The sequence below is a fragment of the Bacillus sp. 3a genome, assembly GCF_017161885.1.
In the GTDB taxonomy this organism is placed as follows: Bacteria; Bacillota; Bacilli; order Bacillales; family Bacillaceae; genus Bacillus; species Bacillus safensis.
The window spans coordinates 3,361,760-3,377,530 of sequence record NZ_CP067376.1 but is presented as its reverse complement, the minus strand read 5'-3'; the positions used below and the strand labels follow the sequence as shown (position 1 = coordinate 3,377,530).

The following is a 15,771-nucleotide window of genomic DNA, read 5'->3' as shown; positions in this document are numbered from 1 at the left end:
TTTAGCCCTTTTTCTCTTTTCAGCGAAGAAGGGACGAGCACCTGAGCGCAGGATAGACACCGAATGCGAGGGAGTGTCTAGATGCTGAAGCTGGCTCTTGTGAGAGAGCCAGCTTTTTTGCTATGCTTAATCAAATACTTGCGGCGAAAGGAGAAACGCTATGGATTTTGCGCAGAGATTATCAGAAGAACGGATCAAAAAAGCGATGGATAACGGGGCTTTTGAAGGATTATCTGGCTTTGGGAAACCTCTGCCAAAAGATGATGCTGCTCATGTACCAGAAGAACTTAGAATGGGCTACCGCATCATGAAAAATGCCGGATTTGCTGGGGAAGAAACAGCGCTGAAAAAAGAACTCATGACTGTCAAAGAATTACTTCAATCAAGCATAGATGGAGAAGAAAGAAAGAAACTGTCTCTTATCTGTGAAGAAAAACAAAAACGTCTGGATGAACTTACATCTAAGCGCCAAACTTTTGCCCGCCCAGCCTCCTCCTTTTACAAAAATAAGGTCTACGAGAAATTAACGGAGCATAAAAAAAGAGGATGACACGCTGCCTCTCCCTGAGCACATTGAGGGAGCTTTTTTTATGTAAGCGCTGCATTTTGTTGTTGACTACATGTATATACAAATATAAAATATAAAGTAACATGTATATACAAGTTTTTTGGTTCTTTTTTCTTATATAAAAAAACGATCTCGGAGGGGATAGTATGGCTGATTATCAGGCAGCAGCAGATCAGATTGTGAAAGCCATCGGCGGCAAAGAAAATATTGATCAAGCGACACATTGTGTAACAAGGCTGCGCTTTGTGCTGAAAGATGAAGACAAGGTGGATGAGAAAGCACTTGAACAAATTGATGAAGTGAAGGGATCTTTCTCAGCGAACGGTCAATACCAAGTGGTTATCGGCCAAGGGGTCGTCAATCGAGTATATGCCGAAATGGTCAAAAGGACGGGGATTGGGGAAGCCACAAAAGAAGACGTCAAGCGTGCCTCTGATCAAAAATTAAATCCATTGCAGCGTGCTGTGAAAACGCTTGCGGATATCTTTATACCAATTCTTCCTGCCATCGTCACAGCCGGTTTATTAATGGGGATTAATAATATTTTAACAGCTCCTGATATTTTCTTCGATCAAAAATCGATTGTGGATGTGTATCCGGCATGGGCTGATTTAGCGAATATGATCAACTTAATTGCAGGCACTGCCTTCACCTTCCTGCCAGCATTAATTGGCTGGTCAGCTGTGAAGCGGTTTGGGGGAAATCCGCTTTTAGGGATGGTCCTTGGACTGATGCTTGTACACCCGGACTTGTTAAACGCATGGGGCTATGGAGCGGCTGAGAAGACCGGTGACATTCCTGTTTGGAACTTGTTTGGACTTGAAGTGCAGAAGGTAGGCTATCAAGGACAGGTTCTTCCGATACTCGTCGCCTCCTATTTACTTGCAAAGCTCGAATTATTTATCACAAAACGGACACCTGAAAGTATTCAGCTGTTAGTTGTTGCACCGATTACGTTATTAGTTATTGGATTTTTATCATTTATCGTCATTGGACCTGTTACATTTGCAATCGGTAATGTTTTAACATCTGGACTTGTAGCCGTATTCCAGCAATTCGCAGCACTTGGCGGTCTATTATACGGCGGACTGTATGCAGCATTAGTCATTACAGGAATGCACCATACGTTCCTTGCTGTGGATATTCAATTGATTAACTCAAAGCTGCACGGCACGTTCCTATGGCCAATGCTTGCACTGTCCAATATCGCACAAGGATCAGCTGCACTGGCAATGATGTTTGTCTTAAAAGATGAAAAACAAAAAGGACTTTCGCTGACATCAAGTATTTCTGCTTATTTAGGAATTACCGAACCGGCGATGTTTGGGGTCAACCTGCGTTATCGATTCCCATTTATTTTTGCACTGATCAGCTCAGGATTAGCCGGTATGTTTATCGCCTCTCAAGGGGTGCTGGCAAGCTCAATTGGTGTTGGAGGCATTCCAGGAATCTTCTCCATTATCCCGAAATATTGGGGGGCATTTGCAATTGGAATGGTGATTGTCCTCATCCTTCCATTCATCGGTACTCTTTTATATGCAAAACTAAAAAAGAAGAAGGATTTTTCAGAAGAACTTAACTAGTGGTGGTGAAGGAAATTGAATCAGCAATCAAATGAACCATGGTGGAAAAAAGCGGTGGTCTATCAAATTTATCCGAAGAGCTTTTTAGATACAACGGGCTCTGGTACAGGGGATATCAATGGCGTGACGAAAAAGCTTGATTACATTAAAGAGCTTGGGGCGGATTGTATTTGGCTCACGCCAATGTATGAGTCCCCGCAGCATGACAATGGCTATGATATCAGCGATTATACAAAAATCCATGACATGTACGGCACAATGACAGATTTTGAACGCATGCTGAAAGAAGCGCATGAGAGAGGAATACGAGTCATCATGGATCTAGCCGTTAACCATACATCCATTTTCCATGAGTGGTTTCAAGCCTCGCGTGAGTCAAAGGATAATCCTTACCGAGATTATTATATTTGGAAGGAGCCAAAAGCGGACGGATCTCCGCCGAATGATTGGCAGTCGAAATTTGGCGGCCCAGCCTGGGAACTAGACGAAGTAACAGGAGATTATTATCTTCATTTATATGATGTCACTCAGGCGGATCTCAATTGGGAGAAGGATGAGGTGCGCAGGCAAGTATATGACATCATGCACTTTTGGTTTGAAAAAGGAATTGATGGGTTCAGGCTGGATGTCATCAACAACATCTCAAAGGATCAGCGTTTCTTAGATGACGCCGGACAATCTGTGCAAGGCGACGGCCGCATGTACTATACGGATGGGCCAAGAATTCATGAATTTCTGCATGAAATGAACCAGGAGGTTTTTTCGAAATACGATAGCATGACAGTTGGAGAAATGTCTTCAACGAATATCGCAGACTGCATTCGGTATACAAGACCTGATCGGCAGGAGCTGGATATGACGTTCAATTTCCATCATTTAAAGGTGGATTATCCAAACGGCGAAAAATGGGCGATCGCACCATTTGATTTTCAAGAATTAAAGTCGATTCTGTCTGAATGGCAGACGAAAATGCATGAGGGCGGCGGCTGGAATGCGCTGTTCTGGTGCAATCATGATCAGCCGCGGATCGTCTCAAGGTATGGTGATGATGACACGTATCATCAGCAATCAGCGAAGATGCTGGCGACCACGATTCATCTGATGCAGGGGACTCCTTATATTTATCAAGGTGAGGAAATTGGCATGAAGAACCCTCGCTTTGAGGACATTGCGTCTTACCGTGATATCGAATCACTCAATATGTACGAAGTCATGCTTGAAAAGGGAAAATCAAAGGAAGAAGCACTCGCCATTTTACAGGTCAAGTCAAGAGATAATGCGAGAACACCAATGCAGTGGACCTCAGAGAAGAATGCAGGTTTCTCAACAGGAACACCTTGGATTGAGCCAGCCCATAACGACATTTCGGTCGAAGCTGCATTAAAAGACCGGACGTCCATTTTCTATCATTACCAAGCCCTTTGCAGACTGCGTAAAGAACTTGATGTGATCACATATGGCAGCTTCTCCTTACTTTTAGCAGAAGATCCAAAGATTTTTGCTTATGTTAGAGAAAGCAAGGATGAGAAGCTCCTCGTGATCAATCACTTTTATCCAGGGGAGGCGGACTTTACGCTTCCTGATGAGCTTGTGCAGGCTGTAGATGAGATGGAGGGGCAAGTCCTGTTATCCAATTATGAGGATGTGCCGGCACATATCAAGGGATTTACGTTGCGCCCATATGAGTCAATCGTTTATCATTTAACCAAACGCTAGAAAATGGGGCGGAGGGAAAATGAAAGAGAATAAGTTTCGAGTGATTTATGATCAGCTCGCAAGACGAATTGAGCAAGGTGAATGGCAGGATAAAGGCATCCTCCCATCAGAACATGAACTTTCTATCATGTACGACACGTCCCGGGAGACGGTGAGAAAGGCATTAAATATTCTTGTGCAAAATGGCTATATTCAAAAAATCCGCGGAAAAGGCTCTGTATTGCTGAATCGGGAGAAAATGCAGTTCCCTGTATCAGGTCTTGTCAGCTTTAAAGAGCTTTCACAAACGCTTGGCCGAAAGACAGTCACAACGGTTCATGAATTTGGCTTAATTAAACCGGATCAGTATATTCAATCTCAGCTGAAAATTGATGAACAGACAGACGTTTGGAAAGTCATTCGATCTCGTAATATTAGCGGGGAAGAAGTGATTTTAGACAAGGACTACTTCTTGCAAAAGCATGTTGAAGTCTTGACTAAAGACATATGCGAAGGATCCATCTACGAGTATATTGAGGGAGAACTCGGTGTATCGATCAGCTATGCTCAAAAGGAATTTGTGGTAGAGCCATGTACAGAAGAGGATGCGAAGTACCTTGATTTGAAGGGATTTGACCATGTTGTCGTGGTAAAGAATTATGTGTTCTTAGAGGATACGAGTCTATTTCAATACACAGAAAGCCGTCATCGATTAGACCGCTTCAGATTCGTCGATTTTGCTAGAAGAGAAAAAACGGACAGAGCATAGGCTCTGTCCGTTTCAATTTTTGGAGAAGGGCGGGGATATACAACGACAAGATCATGATTTATAGGAGGAAAAATGATTAAACTGAATCGACCACTAAAATTAAGGGATTTAGAAATTTTTAGCGTGATGAAAGATCATCGAATATTATGTTACGTGATCATTGAAGATACTCGAAAACCGTTTACGGAAGAAGATCGAAAACTAGAGCCATTATGTTATATGGATGAAGAAGATATACAAGCGATTTTGAATGTGTTTCATATTTCAATTATTAATGATGAAAAGTTAAGTGAAGAGGATTTAACTCTTGTAGAGGATTATTTTGCTGATTTTGTGAATAATACGAACTTAACGAATTTTATTATAAGAGATTATGTTCAAGAGGATTTATATGCCATCGATGATGAAGATGATATCACGTTCTTCAATAGAATGCTGCGTCATATAGGATCAGATAATGTGAAAGAATTTGATAAGCGCAATTGGATTTATTTATCCCAAGATTGAGATGAAAAGAAGACAAAGGGCTAAAATCAAGATCATTTTAGCCCTTTGTCAACAATATGAGGACAGAGCATACGCTCTGTCCTTTTTTAGGATGATACATTTTTTCTTGTACGCTTGCGCTGGTAGTAATATAGGATACCGCCTAAGGCAAGCATAAGTACACCAATCAATACAGCTGTATACATCATCGTTGCTGTATTAGGCAGTGTTCCGCCTGGGATTCCGGTTCCATCTTGGTTTGGATCTGTACCTGTACCTTCGCCTGGCACTGATGTACCGCCGTCTCCGCCAGTTTGATCTGGCGTTGTTCCAGCTGCCCCGCTTTGGTTGAGTACGGTATATTCGCTGAAGTGTTCAGTTTGACCTGATACGACCCCATTTTCGAACGATCCGTTACTTGTTTTGGCATAACGGTTTTTCTTGCGGTCTACATAATATACACCAGGTTTCTTCGCCTTTTGAGGCTCATCTAATGTAAAGGATAGTGTGACAGGATCTTTAAAGGTAGAAACCTTTTTCTGATCTTGTTTGATTTGGAAATCATACGTATCCGTTAATGCATTTTTCACCTTATTCGTCTTTTTCATCCATATATCTGCGCTATTTTCGGACAAATTAGAGAGCGGTAATGCGAGTCCCACTTTGTCATGATAGATGGTGACGTTTGGATCTTGCTCTCTTTTCTTCAGCTCGGCTACCTGCGCTTTTGATAGAGACAATTGAACGTTTTTCGCTTCGCTTGCTTTGTCTAAATAGAGCAATGCTTTGTTTGTATGCTGCACATACGTTTGGAATTTCTCATCATCTTGAATGTCATAGGCGCCTTTTCCTTTCGCACGCGGAAGGAACACTTCTTTCACTCGATGATCGATGACAGGAGAAATATGCCCGCCGTCTGCCTGTTCAATTTGCTCTTTGAAGATTTCATAGTCAACATAGCCTAAGTCTTCGCCGTGAGAAGCTTCTGTAAAGACGCTGTAGCCATCTCCGCCTGTGCCGACAAATGCGTTTGTCGCCACGCGGTATGTTTTCTGATCATCAATGTCTGTTAGTTTGCCGTTTTGGTCTTTCAGTTTGACATCAATGAGTCTGCTGCCAGCTGGTTTACTCAGTGTAAACGTATATTCAATGCCGGCTACATGAGGGAACGCGCCGCCGCCTTCTTCAATCCCTGAAAGCCCTTGTTCGAGTGCTTTCTTAATTTGGCTGCCTTTTAAATCTGCGACATAGAGTGTGTTTCCGAATGGCATGACCGTTAAAATATCACCTAATGTGATATCTCCTTTTTCAATGCTGCCTCGAATACCGCCGCCGTTTGTGATGGCAAGGTCAGCACCAGCAGATTCTTGTGCTTTTTTCAGCATGCCGTCAGCAATAAAGTTCCCAAGGTTCGTTTCCTTCGCACGGACATGCTCGCGTTGTCCATCTAAGAGGACATCGGTAGACCCGACTTTTTCCGTTTTTAAATCTTGAATATCTGCCTTGTACTGATCGAGGATTGCTTTTGCATCGGCATCTTCTTTGACGGAGTCATCGATGGTGATGAGGTCAAAAGAAGATTCCTTTGGCTGTACGACTCCTTTTTGATTAAAGGCCACGTCTACTTTTCCTAAGAATTGTCCGTAGTCTTTTACCTGTGCGACAATTGTTGGTTCTTTCTTATTGACGACCTTTAATTTTTCAACAAGGGTGTGCGTGTGACCGCCAATGATTAAATCAATCCCGTCTACTTTTTGAGCAAGCTCAAGGTCACGGTTATAGCCAATGTGTGTTAAAGCAATGATTTTGTTGATTTTTTCTTTTGTTTGAATGGTGTTGACTGTTTCTTTTGCTTTCTTGTACGCATCCTTGAATTGAATGTTAGGACCGCTGCTGGACGTAATGGCCGTGTCTTCAGTCGTTAAGCCGAATACAGCCACTTTCTCACCGTTTACATCAAGCAGGATGTATGGGTAAATCCCAGCTTCTTTTTTCTCACCAGCTTTAAATGTGGCTGGCTTTTTCACTAAGCCGCTCAATTGTTTTTCCTTAGAGACATCAACGTTTGATGACACAATTGGGAATGCAGGCTTTTCAAATTGATGACGGTTTTTCGCATCTACATCTGATGCATCACCTGTCAGGAATTGACGAAGAACAGAAGGACCTTTGTCAAATTCATGATTACCAAACGTCATGGCATCATATTTCATTAAGTTCATCAGTTTTAGGTCGGCAAGTCCTTGCCATTTTGTGAAATATAGGTCACCAGAGAAGACATCTCCAGCATCTAATAAAATGTTGTTTTTGCTTTCGGCTCGAACTTCTTTAATCTTTGTTGCACGTCTTGCCGCATCATCAAGGTGTGCGTGTGTATCGTTTGTATGCATCACCGTTAAATTCCAGTTATCTGATGCAGGCGGTTCTGTTGTGCCATCCTCTTTAAAGGCTAGCTTGTACACGCCAAGACCATCTGTGCTGGCGTTACGAACAAAATCTACGCTGCTTGATTTTTCAGCAAACGGCTTAGCTAAAAGAGAAGATTCGAATGTGACTGTTGCGCCCTTGACTGGTGCAATGGACCAGTTTTGATCCGCACTTGGATTGATGGTTTTTTGTTCGATAATATAATCCATCAGCACTTGGCGGTTCTCATCAGCTGAGGCAAGCACCACTTTATCTTGCGTCAGATGCGGGAAGCCCCCGCCGCCAGAAGCTCGATAGTTGTTCGTTACGACTAAAAATTCTTGATTGTCAGAGACTGGCTTCCCATTGTAGGACAAGTTTTTGATGCGGTTTGCATTCGCATTAACAAGAGTGCCTGTTGTGCTGTACTTAGCAGGCTGCGTCACATCGACTTGATAGGTGACACCATCGATCACATCAAAGTTATACGAGCGGTATTCTTCGTTTAAAATAGGCTGTTCATTTGAATTGTTTGGTTTGATCTGATTAAACTGTCCAGCAGACATCTCAAGCCAGTCTTTCACTTCACTGCCTTTCAGTTTGACAATCTGCACGGTGTTATCGTAAAGGTAGAGATCGCCGATGTTTTTAATTGCTAAATCACCTTTTGCGATATTTGTATAATAATTTACACCGTTTCGGCCGCCAGCTTTAAACGGGGCGCCTGCAGATAAAATCGGTAAGTTTTTGTATGACGTGTCCTTCATTTTTTCTTGTGCATACCATTTTTGTGCATCAGTCACAATTTGAATAGAAGGGTCATCCATCACTTGAGCAAAAAAGCTGTTAATGTCTGCTTCTGTTTTACCAACAGGTTTTCTCACATACTCAAGTGTGTTTTGATGCGTTGTTTGAATGGCATCTTTCACAGTGCTGTTTTGAGAGGTGACTCCTGCAACAGATTCAATCTTTCCTGTTCCGTCTGTGACCTTCCATTTGCTGCCGTCAGGCTCTAATGTTAAATCAATGACTCCGAGGTAGCTTCCCCAGTTTTTTGACATGACGACTGGAATGCCGTTGATCGTTCCTTTTGAGACATCGAATTTGTCGACGCCGCTATATTCAGCGCTTGGGAATGTGCCGTGCTGATGGCCGGACACGATCGCATCGATGCCTTTTGTTTTTGTGGCAAGGTCAAAGATCATATTTTCTGATCCTTTTGGTGAAGCGGTTTTTTCAATCCCTGTATGGGCAAGAGCGACGATGATATCTGCGCCTTTTTCCTTCATTTCAGGAATGGTTTCATTGGCAGATTCGACGATATCCTGCACTTGAACTTGTCCATCTAAATGCTTCTTATCCCACGTCATAATTTGTGGTGGAACGAATCCTATGTAACCGACTTTCACAGTTTGGGAAGCTCCGTTTGCATCTTTAAATGTTTTTTCTTGGATCACATAAGGCGTAAAACGATGTTCTCCATTTAACTTTTTGACGTTCGCATTGACAATCGGGAAGTTAGCCCCGGCAATAGTACCGTCAAGAAATGATAATCCGTAGTTAAATTCATGATTGCCAAGTGTGCCTGCATCGTACTTTAGTTTGTTGAGTGTATGAATAATGGGGTGAACCTTTGTTTGATTGATGATACTGTCTTTTTCATTTTTGTAAACGTATTCTCCAAGAGGGGTTCCTTGAATCAGGTCTCCGTTATCAACAAGGAGTGTATTTGGATTTTGTGAACGGTGCTTTTCAATCAGCTCGGCTGTTTTTGCCAAACCAAATTCATTTGTTTCTTTGTCGCTGTAATAATCGTAATTCATCATGTTCGCATGAACATCCGTTGTGGCTAAGATGCTGACTTTTACGGCATCGCCGTTTTCTATTGCTGCATGAGTAGGTACTGCTGGGAGAATGAGACTAATCATCATAATGGAAGTGAGCAGAATAGACAGGTTTTTCCTTCGTTTAGACCTATGTGTTTGCTTCTTCACCTGATCTCCGCCTTTCTAATTTTTTTGACCACAATACCTATTGTAGAAATGTTTCGTTAACTTTTGTAGTTATTTTTTGCAGATTATTGTAAAGATAACATAAATCATACGAATTACCTTGTTGAGGAAATATAAATAAGTCTAAATACTTATTTTTATCATAAGGGGTTTTCTGATCGGGATAGGATGTTTGATTTCAATCTCCCCGGGTATAGTGTGTAGTGTAAACGATAATCAAGCAGGAGGGTTTCTACATGGGTAAGAAAATTGCAGTTGTATTAACAGATTACTTTGAGGATGTTGAATTCACCGAGCCTGCAAAAGCCTTTAAAGATGCAGGCCATGAGATCACAGTGATTGAAAACGAAAAAGGAAAAACAGTGAAAGGGAAGCAAGGAGAAGCAGAAGTGAGAGTGGATGCGTCCATTGATAACGTGAAGCCTGAAGACTTCGATGCACTGCTAATTCCTGGCGGGTTCTCACCAGACATTCTGCGTGCAGATGACCGCTATGTCCAGTTCACAAGAGCATTTATGGACGAGAAAAAACCAGTATTTGCGATCTGTCACGGACCGCAATTGCTCATTACAGCAAAGACGCTGGAAGGCAGAGGCGCGACTGGCTATACATCCATTCAAGTAGATATGGAAAACGCAGGCGCAAAATTCAAAGATGAAGAAGTTGTTGTTTGTCAGGATCAGCTTGTGACAAGCCGTACACCTGATGACATTCCAGCATTTAACCGTGAATCATTAAAACTGCTCGCAAAATAAGCAGTTTTGACAGGATAAACAAAGCCAGCACCTTGCGGGGTGCTGGCTTTTTCTGCGCATGATTGGAAGAAAGCGGCGTAAACCGCAATCTTAGTTTCCTTTGCACGATTATTTTCTTAAGTTTTTTAGCTCGCTTGCGATGGCTTGCATTTCACTTGGGCTGAATGAAGATTTTTTCATCACCATTTGGTGTAGAAATTCAATATCTTCGTACTTGTCTGGACTGAAGTCCTCGGCTTTGATGACTCCAATGTTCAGCATATTTAACTTTTGCGAAATGTCTTCAATCAGCTGATTGACTTCAGCCGCTTTTTGCTCTGACAAGGGCGGCACGTCCTTTCCTGCATATGTGTTGAATAATATGTCTATTTTAACAGAAAAGCAAAAGAATAAAAGGGCTATTAAGACGACACCGAGATGTTTTTCTCCTTTTTCTCCTGTTTAATTTTTTCAATGATTCGTTTTGATTCAAATACGACAACTCCTGACAAACCGATGAGGCCGATTAAGTTAGGAACAGCCATCAGTCCGTTTAGCATATCCGCTACGCCCCAGACGAAATCATTCTTAAACACGGCACCGAAAAAGACAGCAATAACAAACACAACTCGATAATACATCACATATGAATCTTTCGCCAAATATGTAAAGCATTTTTCGCCATAATAGGACCAGCCAATGATGGTTGAATAGGCAAACAAGAGCAGTCCGATTGCCACAATGGTTGAGCCAGCTGGACCGAGGAAGTGAGCAAAGGATAACGAAGTCAGCGCATCACTTTTCACTGTTAAATACATATCTGCCATGACAATGGTAATGCCAGTGATAGAACAAACAATGATGGTATCAATAAACACTTGCGTCATAGAGACGAGTGCCTGGCGTGCAGGCATATCCGTTTTCGCAGCTGCAGCAGCAATTGGTGCTGACCCAAGACCTGCTTCATTGGAAAAAACTCCCCGTGCGACACCCCAGCGAATGACAGTCCCAATTGCACCCCCTGCTACGGCTTGACCAGTAAAGGCATCTGAGAAAATAAGACTGACTGCGCCTGGAACAAGATCAGCATTCATAACAAGAATGATTAGACCGCAAATGACGTAAAATAAAGCCATGACGGGTACAAAGATAGATGTGACCCGGCCAATGCTTTTGATTCCGCCTAAAATCACAAGTGCTGTAAAAGCCGTAATGATGATACCTGTTACCCATGTTGGAATTTGAAAAGTAGAATTCATGACGCCTGAGATAGAATTAGACTGGACCAGGTTGCCGATCCCAAAGGCAGCACTGGCGCCGAAAACAGCAAATAGCACCCCTAGCCATTTCTGTTTTAATCCATGCTCTAAATAATACATAGGTCCGCCAGACATTTCGCCTTTTTCATTTTTGACTCTGTATTTTACAGCAAGAACAGCTTCTGCAAACTTGGTGGCCATCCCGAAAAATGCAGCAAACCACATCCAGAAAACTGCACCAGGACCACCGGCTATAACAGCGGAGGCCACACCGACGATATTCCCTGTACCGACAGTTGCAGCAAGAGCCGTCATTAACGCTTGGAAATGTGAAATATCTCCTTCTGACATTTTGTCTTGTTTTGAAAAAGCGAGCTTTAAAGAATAAGGAAGTAATCTAATTTGAATGAAGAGAATGCGAAAGGTGAGGTATATTCCAGTACCAACAATTAAAATCAACAGGGGAGGTCCCCACAAAAAATTGTTCATCGTCGTGACAAACTGCTCAATTATTCCCATCTAATATCCCCCTTTGTTTGTGTAATTCTCCTAAAGTTTCTCCTGTTTTTGTGTATTTTGTCAATGGCGATGAGAGCTTTTCTTGCAAAGTTTTCAAAAGAAAAAGGGCTTGATATGATAGAGAAAAGGTTTTCGAAAGCAGTTCTTAGGGAAAAGATAGGAGGAGAATGAAGGATGATTCATGTATTATTCGTATGTCTTGGCAATATTTGCAGATCACCGATGGCAGAGGCCATGTTTAGAAAACGAGTAGAAGATGAGGGGCTAAGCGAGCACTTTGTCATTGATTCAGCAGGCATTGGCGGCTGGCATCAAGGCAGTCCTCCGCATGAAGGAACACGAAAGCTACTTGATGAAAAAGGGATCAGCTATGAAGGGATGTCCGCAAGACAAATCATAGATGAGGACATCACAGCATACGACTATATCATTGCGATGGATGCTGAAAATGTAGGGGCACTTCGCAGTATAGCCGGCTATGGGAAACATCACTTTATTGGCCGTCTTCTTGACTTTGTTGAAGACGACGATCGAGATGATGTGCCAGACCCTTATTACACTGGAAACTTTGAGGAAGTACATGATTTAATTGAAAAAGGAATTGATCGTTTTTTGACGTATGTAAAAAAAGAGAAACACCTTTAACTGAAAGGAGATCAGACGAGATGGAAGAAAAAAATCAAATCATGCTTCGAGGAGCTGTGATAGGAGCAGCTTGCGGTGCACTGCTGACATTATTTCATCGGCCAACGAGAATCGCGCTCAAAGACAAATGGGATGACTGTCAGGAAAAGCTGGCGGAATACCGTCAGGAGCCAGCCAGAATTTCTGCTTGTATGAAAGAAAAAATGGAAGAAACGAAGCAGCTGATGCGAACAGTCTCAGATGATTTGTCATTTTTAAATGAACAAGTCAATCAGTTAAAGGAAACAACCCCAAAAGTAATAGAGATTATTGAAGAAACAAAAGATCACTTTCGATCGAAATAGAAAGATTGATCATTGGAGATGAGGCGTATGGGTTTTATTAAAGCGTTAATTGAACGCTTTTTGCTGCATGAAGGACCGGCAAAATCTGCTGAGCTTGCTTACTTCTTTTTGCTTTCATTATTTCCGTTTCTCATCTTCGTGCTGACGCTCGTTGGATATTTGCCGCTGACGTCGAAGGATGTCCTAAGCGTCATCTCTGGTTATGCGCCAGAAGGAGCGCTTTCGATGATTGAATCCATTGCCGAAGAGACACTGAACAGCCGTAACGGCGGATTGCTGTCATTCGGGATTATTGCCGCCCTTTGGTCTGCATCTAACGGGATTAATGCTGTCGTCAGAGCATTTAACCATGCTTACGAAGTTGAGGAAAATCGTTCCTTCATTCTCGTACGTTTAACATCAATTATCTTAACCATCGCAATGGTTCTCACGATTATTTTTGCCTTAATGCTGCCTGTCTTTGGAAAAGAACTTGGCTTATTTCTCGCTGAATTAGTCGGGCAGTCAGATGCCTTTCTCACCATGTGGACGGCCATGAGGTGGATCATTAGTCCGTTGATTTTATTGATTGTGTTTACAGCCTTGTACTATTTCGCCCCAAACATTAGACTGAAATTGAAATTTGTTCTGCCAGGCGCCATTTTTGCCTCAATTGGATGGATTTTGGTGAGCATGCTGTTCTCATTTTACGTAGGCGAGTTTGCGAATTACAGTGCGATGTACGGAAGTATTGGGGGGATCATTATTTTAATGATCTGGTTCTATTTAACCGGCATCATGATTATCCTTGGCGGCGAGCTCAATGCGCTTTTACATAAGCGTAAAATCGTACCAGGCAAGGTGTGAAGAAATCCGGGCATCCTAAAGAAGAACGAACATGTTCAATCTTGATGGATGGGGGAATCACATATGTCCAAACAATCGAAAAAAGGCGGAAGCAACACTAAACAAAACAAAGGCCATCAGCCAAAGCACAAAACAAGCGGCAGTGCAAACGGGCAAAATGGTTATCATTAAATGAAAAAAACTCCTCTGCATAGGTGCAGGGGAGTTTTTTTAATTAGAAATGATTTCATTGGGACTTTCCACCACTGCCTGCGTTCTCCCAAATCGAACGCAGCAAAACACAAATAATATCACGATGCTGACAAGGTAAAGTAAATTCATTCCTTCAAACGTTTGCACAAAGAATCCTCCGAGTACTGGCCCGAGAATACTGCCTGCACTAAACGCCATTCCGCACATCAAGTTCCCGGCGGGAAGCAAATGCTTTGGCAATAAGTCGGTCATATAACTGATGCCAAGTGAGAAGGTAGAGCCTACAGCCATTCCGGCAATAAAGAAACAGATGGCTACAGCCAAAACGGATTGAATGAAAATCCCTGCCAAAAGGAAAAAGAATGATCCAGCGAGTGTCACACATAAAATGATGCGGCGCCTGCCAAACCGGTCACTGAGCATCCCAAGAGGAAGCTGAAAGACAATGCTCCCTATGGAAAATGCAGGTAAAATAAATGCAACCGCATCTACTGTCACACCGCTTCTGAGTGCATACACAGGGAAGTTACTATTAAGCGTCGTTTCTAAAAAGCCATAGCAAAATGGCATCATAAAGGCGACCCAGCCAAATTGAAAGGCCTTTTTAAAGCGCTTTAAACTGTTTGTCTGCTCTGACGTTTGCACTTCGCCTGTATCTGGATATGTATTTTTTAAAACAAACACAAGCAGCCAAATACATAAACTAACGGCACCAGAAACAATAAAAGGCAAGGCTGGATTGATCTCAATGAGCGGCGTTAAAAAAGGGCCGGCGGCAAAACCGAGTCCAAATGATAATCCATACAATGAAATATTTCGTCCGCGATTTCTTGATGATGAAGCATAGGTCACCCACGTCTGTGTAGAGAAATGCAGCATATGGTCACCAATCCCGATCATGAGCCGAAGGAAGAACCAGACGACATAAGATTCAAAAAACACAAAGCTAAATAAGCTTAAAAAGACAGCGGCGCCTCCAATGACGATTAATGGCTTAAATCCAAACCGGCGAAGCGGTGCTTCCATAAAAGGAGACGCAAGCAGCACACCGAGATATAAGCCTGTGGCATGCAGTCCGTTTAACGTAGGAGAAGTACCGGCATGTTCAAAGATAATGGAAATGACAGGAAGTAATGCCCCTTGTGAAAAACCAGATACGGATACAAGTAAAATTAAAATCATAAAGTGAATTCTCGACATAAGATGCTCCTTACAAGTTCATGCTTTCATCGTACAATGGAACCATAGGGGTTTCAATAGAAAGGTGGAAAAGGAATGACGCTGACATGCAAAAAGGATCATTGGATCGCACATATTGAGGACAGGCAGCTGCCTATTTCAGGAACAGAAGAACTGGGGTTCCGCCCATCTCAATTATTCACCTCAGCCATTGCAGGCTGCTTTGGAGAAATGCTTATTCATGTATGCCGTAAAAAGCGAATATCCTATGAAGGGCTTACGATCACACCTGAAACGACAAGGGCAGGGGCTGTAAACAAAATTTCCTGCATTCATTTACATATCTTATTTGAAGACATCAATACATCTGATGAACAAATCGATAAAGTGATCACTCTTGCATTGAAGCATTGCTCAATGGTGCAGTCTGTGAAAGGGAGTATTGATATCACTTTCTCACACGCGCGAATCTAAAATGTATACGATGCCGGCACTCACGAAAGAATAACAGTCAGACATATGTAAAGGAGAATG

Annotated in this window: 14 protein-coding genes; 10 read left to right on the top strand and 4 right to left on the bottom strand. The window is 42.4% G+C overall.

Annotation, left to right across the window (positions count from 1 at the left end; genetic code table 11):
• Nucleotides 1–160: 160 nt before the first annotated feature.
• From JJ692_RS17265 to JJ692_RS17245, 5 genes are all read left to right on the top strand, one after another.
• Nucleotides 161–550, top strand: coding sequence for a DnaJ family domain-containing protein (locus tag JJ692_RS17265; protein ID WP_024425281.1), 390 nt, complete (start codon nt 161–163; stop codon nt 548–550).
• Between the two features lie 164 nt (nt 551–714).
• On the top strand, nt 715–2,151 hold the full coding sequence (treP, locus tag JJ692_RS17260; protein ID WP_206533997.1) for a PTS system trehalose-specific EIIBC component: 1,437 nt from the start codon (nt 715–717) through the stop codon (nt 2,149–2,151).
• 15 nt (nt 2,152–2,166) lie between these two features.
• The gene (gene treC / locus JJ692_RS17255; protein WP_206533996.1) at nt 2,167–3,867 is read left to right on the top strand and encodes an alpha,alpha-phosphotrehalase; all 1,701 of its coding nucleotides are present in this window, start codon (nt 2,167–2,169) and stop codon (nt 3,865–3,867) included.
• Between the two features lie 19 nt (nt 3,868–3,886).
• Entirely contained in the window at nt 3,887–4,615 is a 729-nt protein-coding gene (gene treR / locus JJ692_RS17250) for a trehalose operon repressor (protein WP_034623146.1), read from the top strand.
• Nucleotides 4,616–4,687: 72 nt separating this feature from the next.
• On the top strand, nt 4,688–5,122 hold the full coding sequence (locus tag JJ692_RS17245; protein ID WP_073204286.1) for a terpene synthase: 435 nt from the start codon (nt 4,688–4,690) through the stop codon (nt 5,120–5,122).
• Between the two features lie 86 nt (nt 5,123–5,208).
• On the opposite strand, the gene JJ692_RS17240 is transcribed toward JJ692_RS17245, so the two are convergent.
• Nucleotides 5,209–9,501, bottom strand: coding sequence for a multifunctional 2',3'-cyclic-nucleotide 2'-phosphodiesterase/3'-nucleotidase/5'-nucleotidase (locus tag JJ692_RS17240; protein WP_206533995.1), 4,293 nt, complete (start codon nt 9,499–9,501; stop codon nt 5,209–5,211).
• 254 nt (nt 9,502–9,755) lie between these two features.
• Between JJ692_RS17240 and JJ692_RS17235 the strand changes: the two genes are divergently transcribed.
• Complete coding sequence (locus tag JJ692_RS17235) at nt 9,756–10,274, top strand: type 1 glutamine amidotransferase domain-containing protein (RefSeq protein WP_024425275.1); 519 nt, start codon at nt 9,756–9,758, stop codon at nt 10,272–10,274.
• Between the two features lie 108 nt (nt 10,275–10,382).
• Here the strand turns inward: JJ692_RS17235 and JJ692_RS17230 are convergent, their stop codons facing one another.
• Both JJ692_RS17230 and JJ692_RS17225 read right to left on the bottom strand, forming a co-directional pair.
• Nucleotides 10,383–10,598 (bottom strand): DUF1128 domain-containing protein, encoded by a 216-nt coding sequence (locus JJ692_RS17230; protein WP_003214000.1) that lies wholly within the window; start codon nt 10,596–10,598, stop codon nt 10,383–10,385.
• 77 nt (nt 10,599–10,675) lie between these two features.
• On the bottom strand, nt 10,676–12,031 hold the full coding sequence (locus JJ692_RS17225; protein ID WP_122631769.1) for an alanine/glycine:cation symporter family protein: 1,356 nt from the start codon (nt 12,029–12,031) through the stop codon (nt 10,676–10,678).
• Between the two features lie 174 nt (nt 12,032–12,205).
• Between JJ692_RS17225 and JJ692_RS17220 the strand changes: the two genes are divergently transcribed.
• From JJ692_RS17220 to JJ692_RS17210, 3 genes are read left to right on the top strand one after another with little or no spacing between them, the layout of a single operon-like run.
• A complete protein-coding gene (locus JJ692_RS17220; RefSeq protein ID WP_024425273.1) occupies nt 12,206–12,676 on the top strand; it encodes a low molecular weight protein-tyrosine-phosphatase in 471 nt (156 codons plus the stop codon).
• A 20-nt stretch (nt 12,677–12,696) separates the two neighbouring features.
• Entirely contained in the window at nt 12,697–13,020 is a 324-nt protein-coding gene (locus tag JJ692_RS17215; protein ID WP_206533994.1) for a YtxH domain-containing protein, read from the top strand.
• A gap of 27 nt (nt 13,021–13,047) precedes the next feature.
• Nucleotides 13,048–13,866 carry a YihY/virulence factor BrkB family protein gene (locus JJ692_RS17210; RefSeq protein ID WP_034283696.1) on the top strand — a complete coding sequence of 273 codons (819 nt, stop codon included), beginning with the start codon at nt 13,048–13,050 and terminating at the stop codon, nt 13,864–13,866.
• 210 nt (nt 13,867–14,076) lie between these two features.
• Here the strand turns inward: JJ692_RS17210 and JJ692_RS17205 are convergent, their stop codons facing one another.
• Entirely contained in the window at nt 14,077–15,258 is a 1,182-nt protein-coding gene (locus JJ692_RS17205; protein ID WP_206533993.1) for an MFS transporter, read from the bottom strand.
• Nucleotides 15,259–15,333: 75 nt separating this feature from the next.
• Between JJ692_RS17205 and JJ692_RS17200 the strand changes: the two genes are divergently transcribed.
• A complete protein-coding gene (locus tag JJ692_RS17200; protein WP_206533992.1) occupies nt 15,334–15,711 on the top strand; it encodes an OsmC family protein in 378 nt (125 codons plus the stop codon).
• Nucleotides 15,712–15,771: the final 60 nt, after the last annotated feature.

What these genes read in the sequence shown, in the direction of transcription:
- JJ692_RS17265 (WP_024425281.1), top strand. Translation starts at nt 161, where the DNA reads ATGGATTTTGCGCAGAGATTATCAGAAGAACGGATCAAAAAAGCGATG.
- JJ692_RS17205 (WP_206533993.1), bottom strand. Translation starts at nt 15,258, where the DNA reads ATGTCGAGAATTCACTTTATGATTTTAATTTTACTTGTATCCGTATCT.
- JJ692_RS17235 (WP_024425275.1), top strand. Translation starts at nt 9,756, where the DNA reads ATGGGTAAGAAAATTGCAGTTGTATTAACAGATTACTTTGAGGATGTT.
- treP (WP_206533997.1), top strand. Translation starts at nt 715, where the DNA reads ATGGCTGATTATCAGGCAGCAGCAGATCAGATTGTGAAAGCCATCGGC.
- JJ692_RS17220 (WP_024425273.1), top strand. Translation starts at nt 12,206, where the DNA reads ATGATTCATGTATTATTCGTATGTCTTGGCAATATTTGCAGATCACCG.
- JJ692_RS17200 (WP_206533992.1), top strand. Translation starts at nt 15,334, where the DNA reads ATGACGCTGACATGCAAAAAGGATCATTGGATCGCACATATTGAGGAC.
- JJ692_RS17245 (WP_073204286.1), top strand. Translation starts at nt 4,688, where the DNA reads ATGATTAAACTGAATCGACCACTAAAATTAAGGGATTTAGAAATTTTT.
- treR (WP_034623146.1), top strand. Translation starts at nt 3,887, where the DNA reads ATGAAAGAGAATAAGTTTCGAGTGATTTATGATCAGCTCGCAAGACGA.
- JJ692_RS17225 (WP_122631769.1), bottom strand. Translation starts at nt 12,031, where the DNA reads ATGGGAATAATTGAGCAGTTTGTCACGACGATGAACAATTTTTTGTGG.
- JJ692_RS17215 (WP_206533994.1), top strand. Translation starts at nt 12,697, where the DNA reads ATGGAAGAAAAAAATCAAATCATGCTTCGAGGAGCTGTGATAGGAGCA.
- JJ692_RS17210 (WP_034283696.1), top strand. Translation starts at nt 13,048, where the DNA reads ATGGGTTTTATTAAAGCGTTAATTGAACGCTTTTTGCTGCATGAAGGA.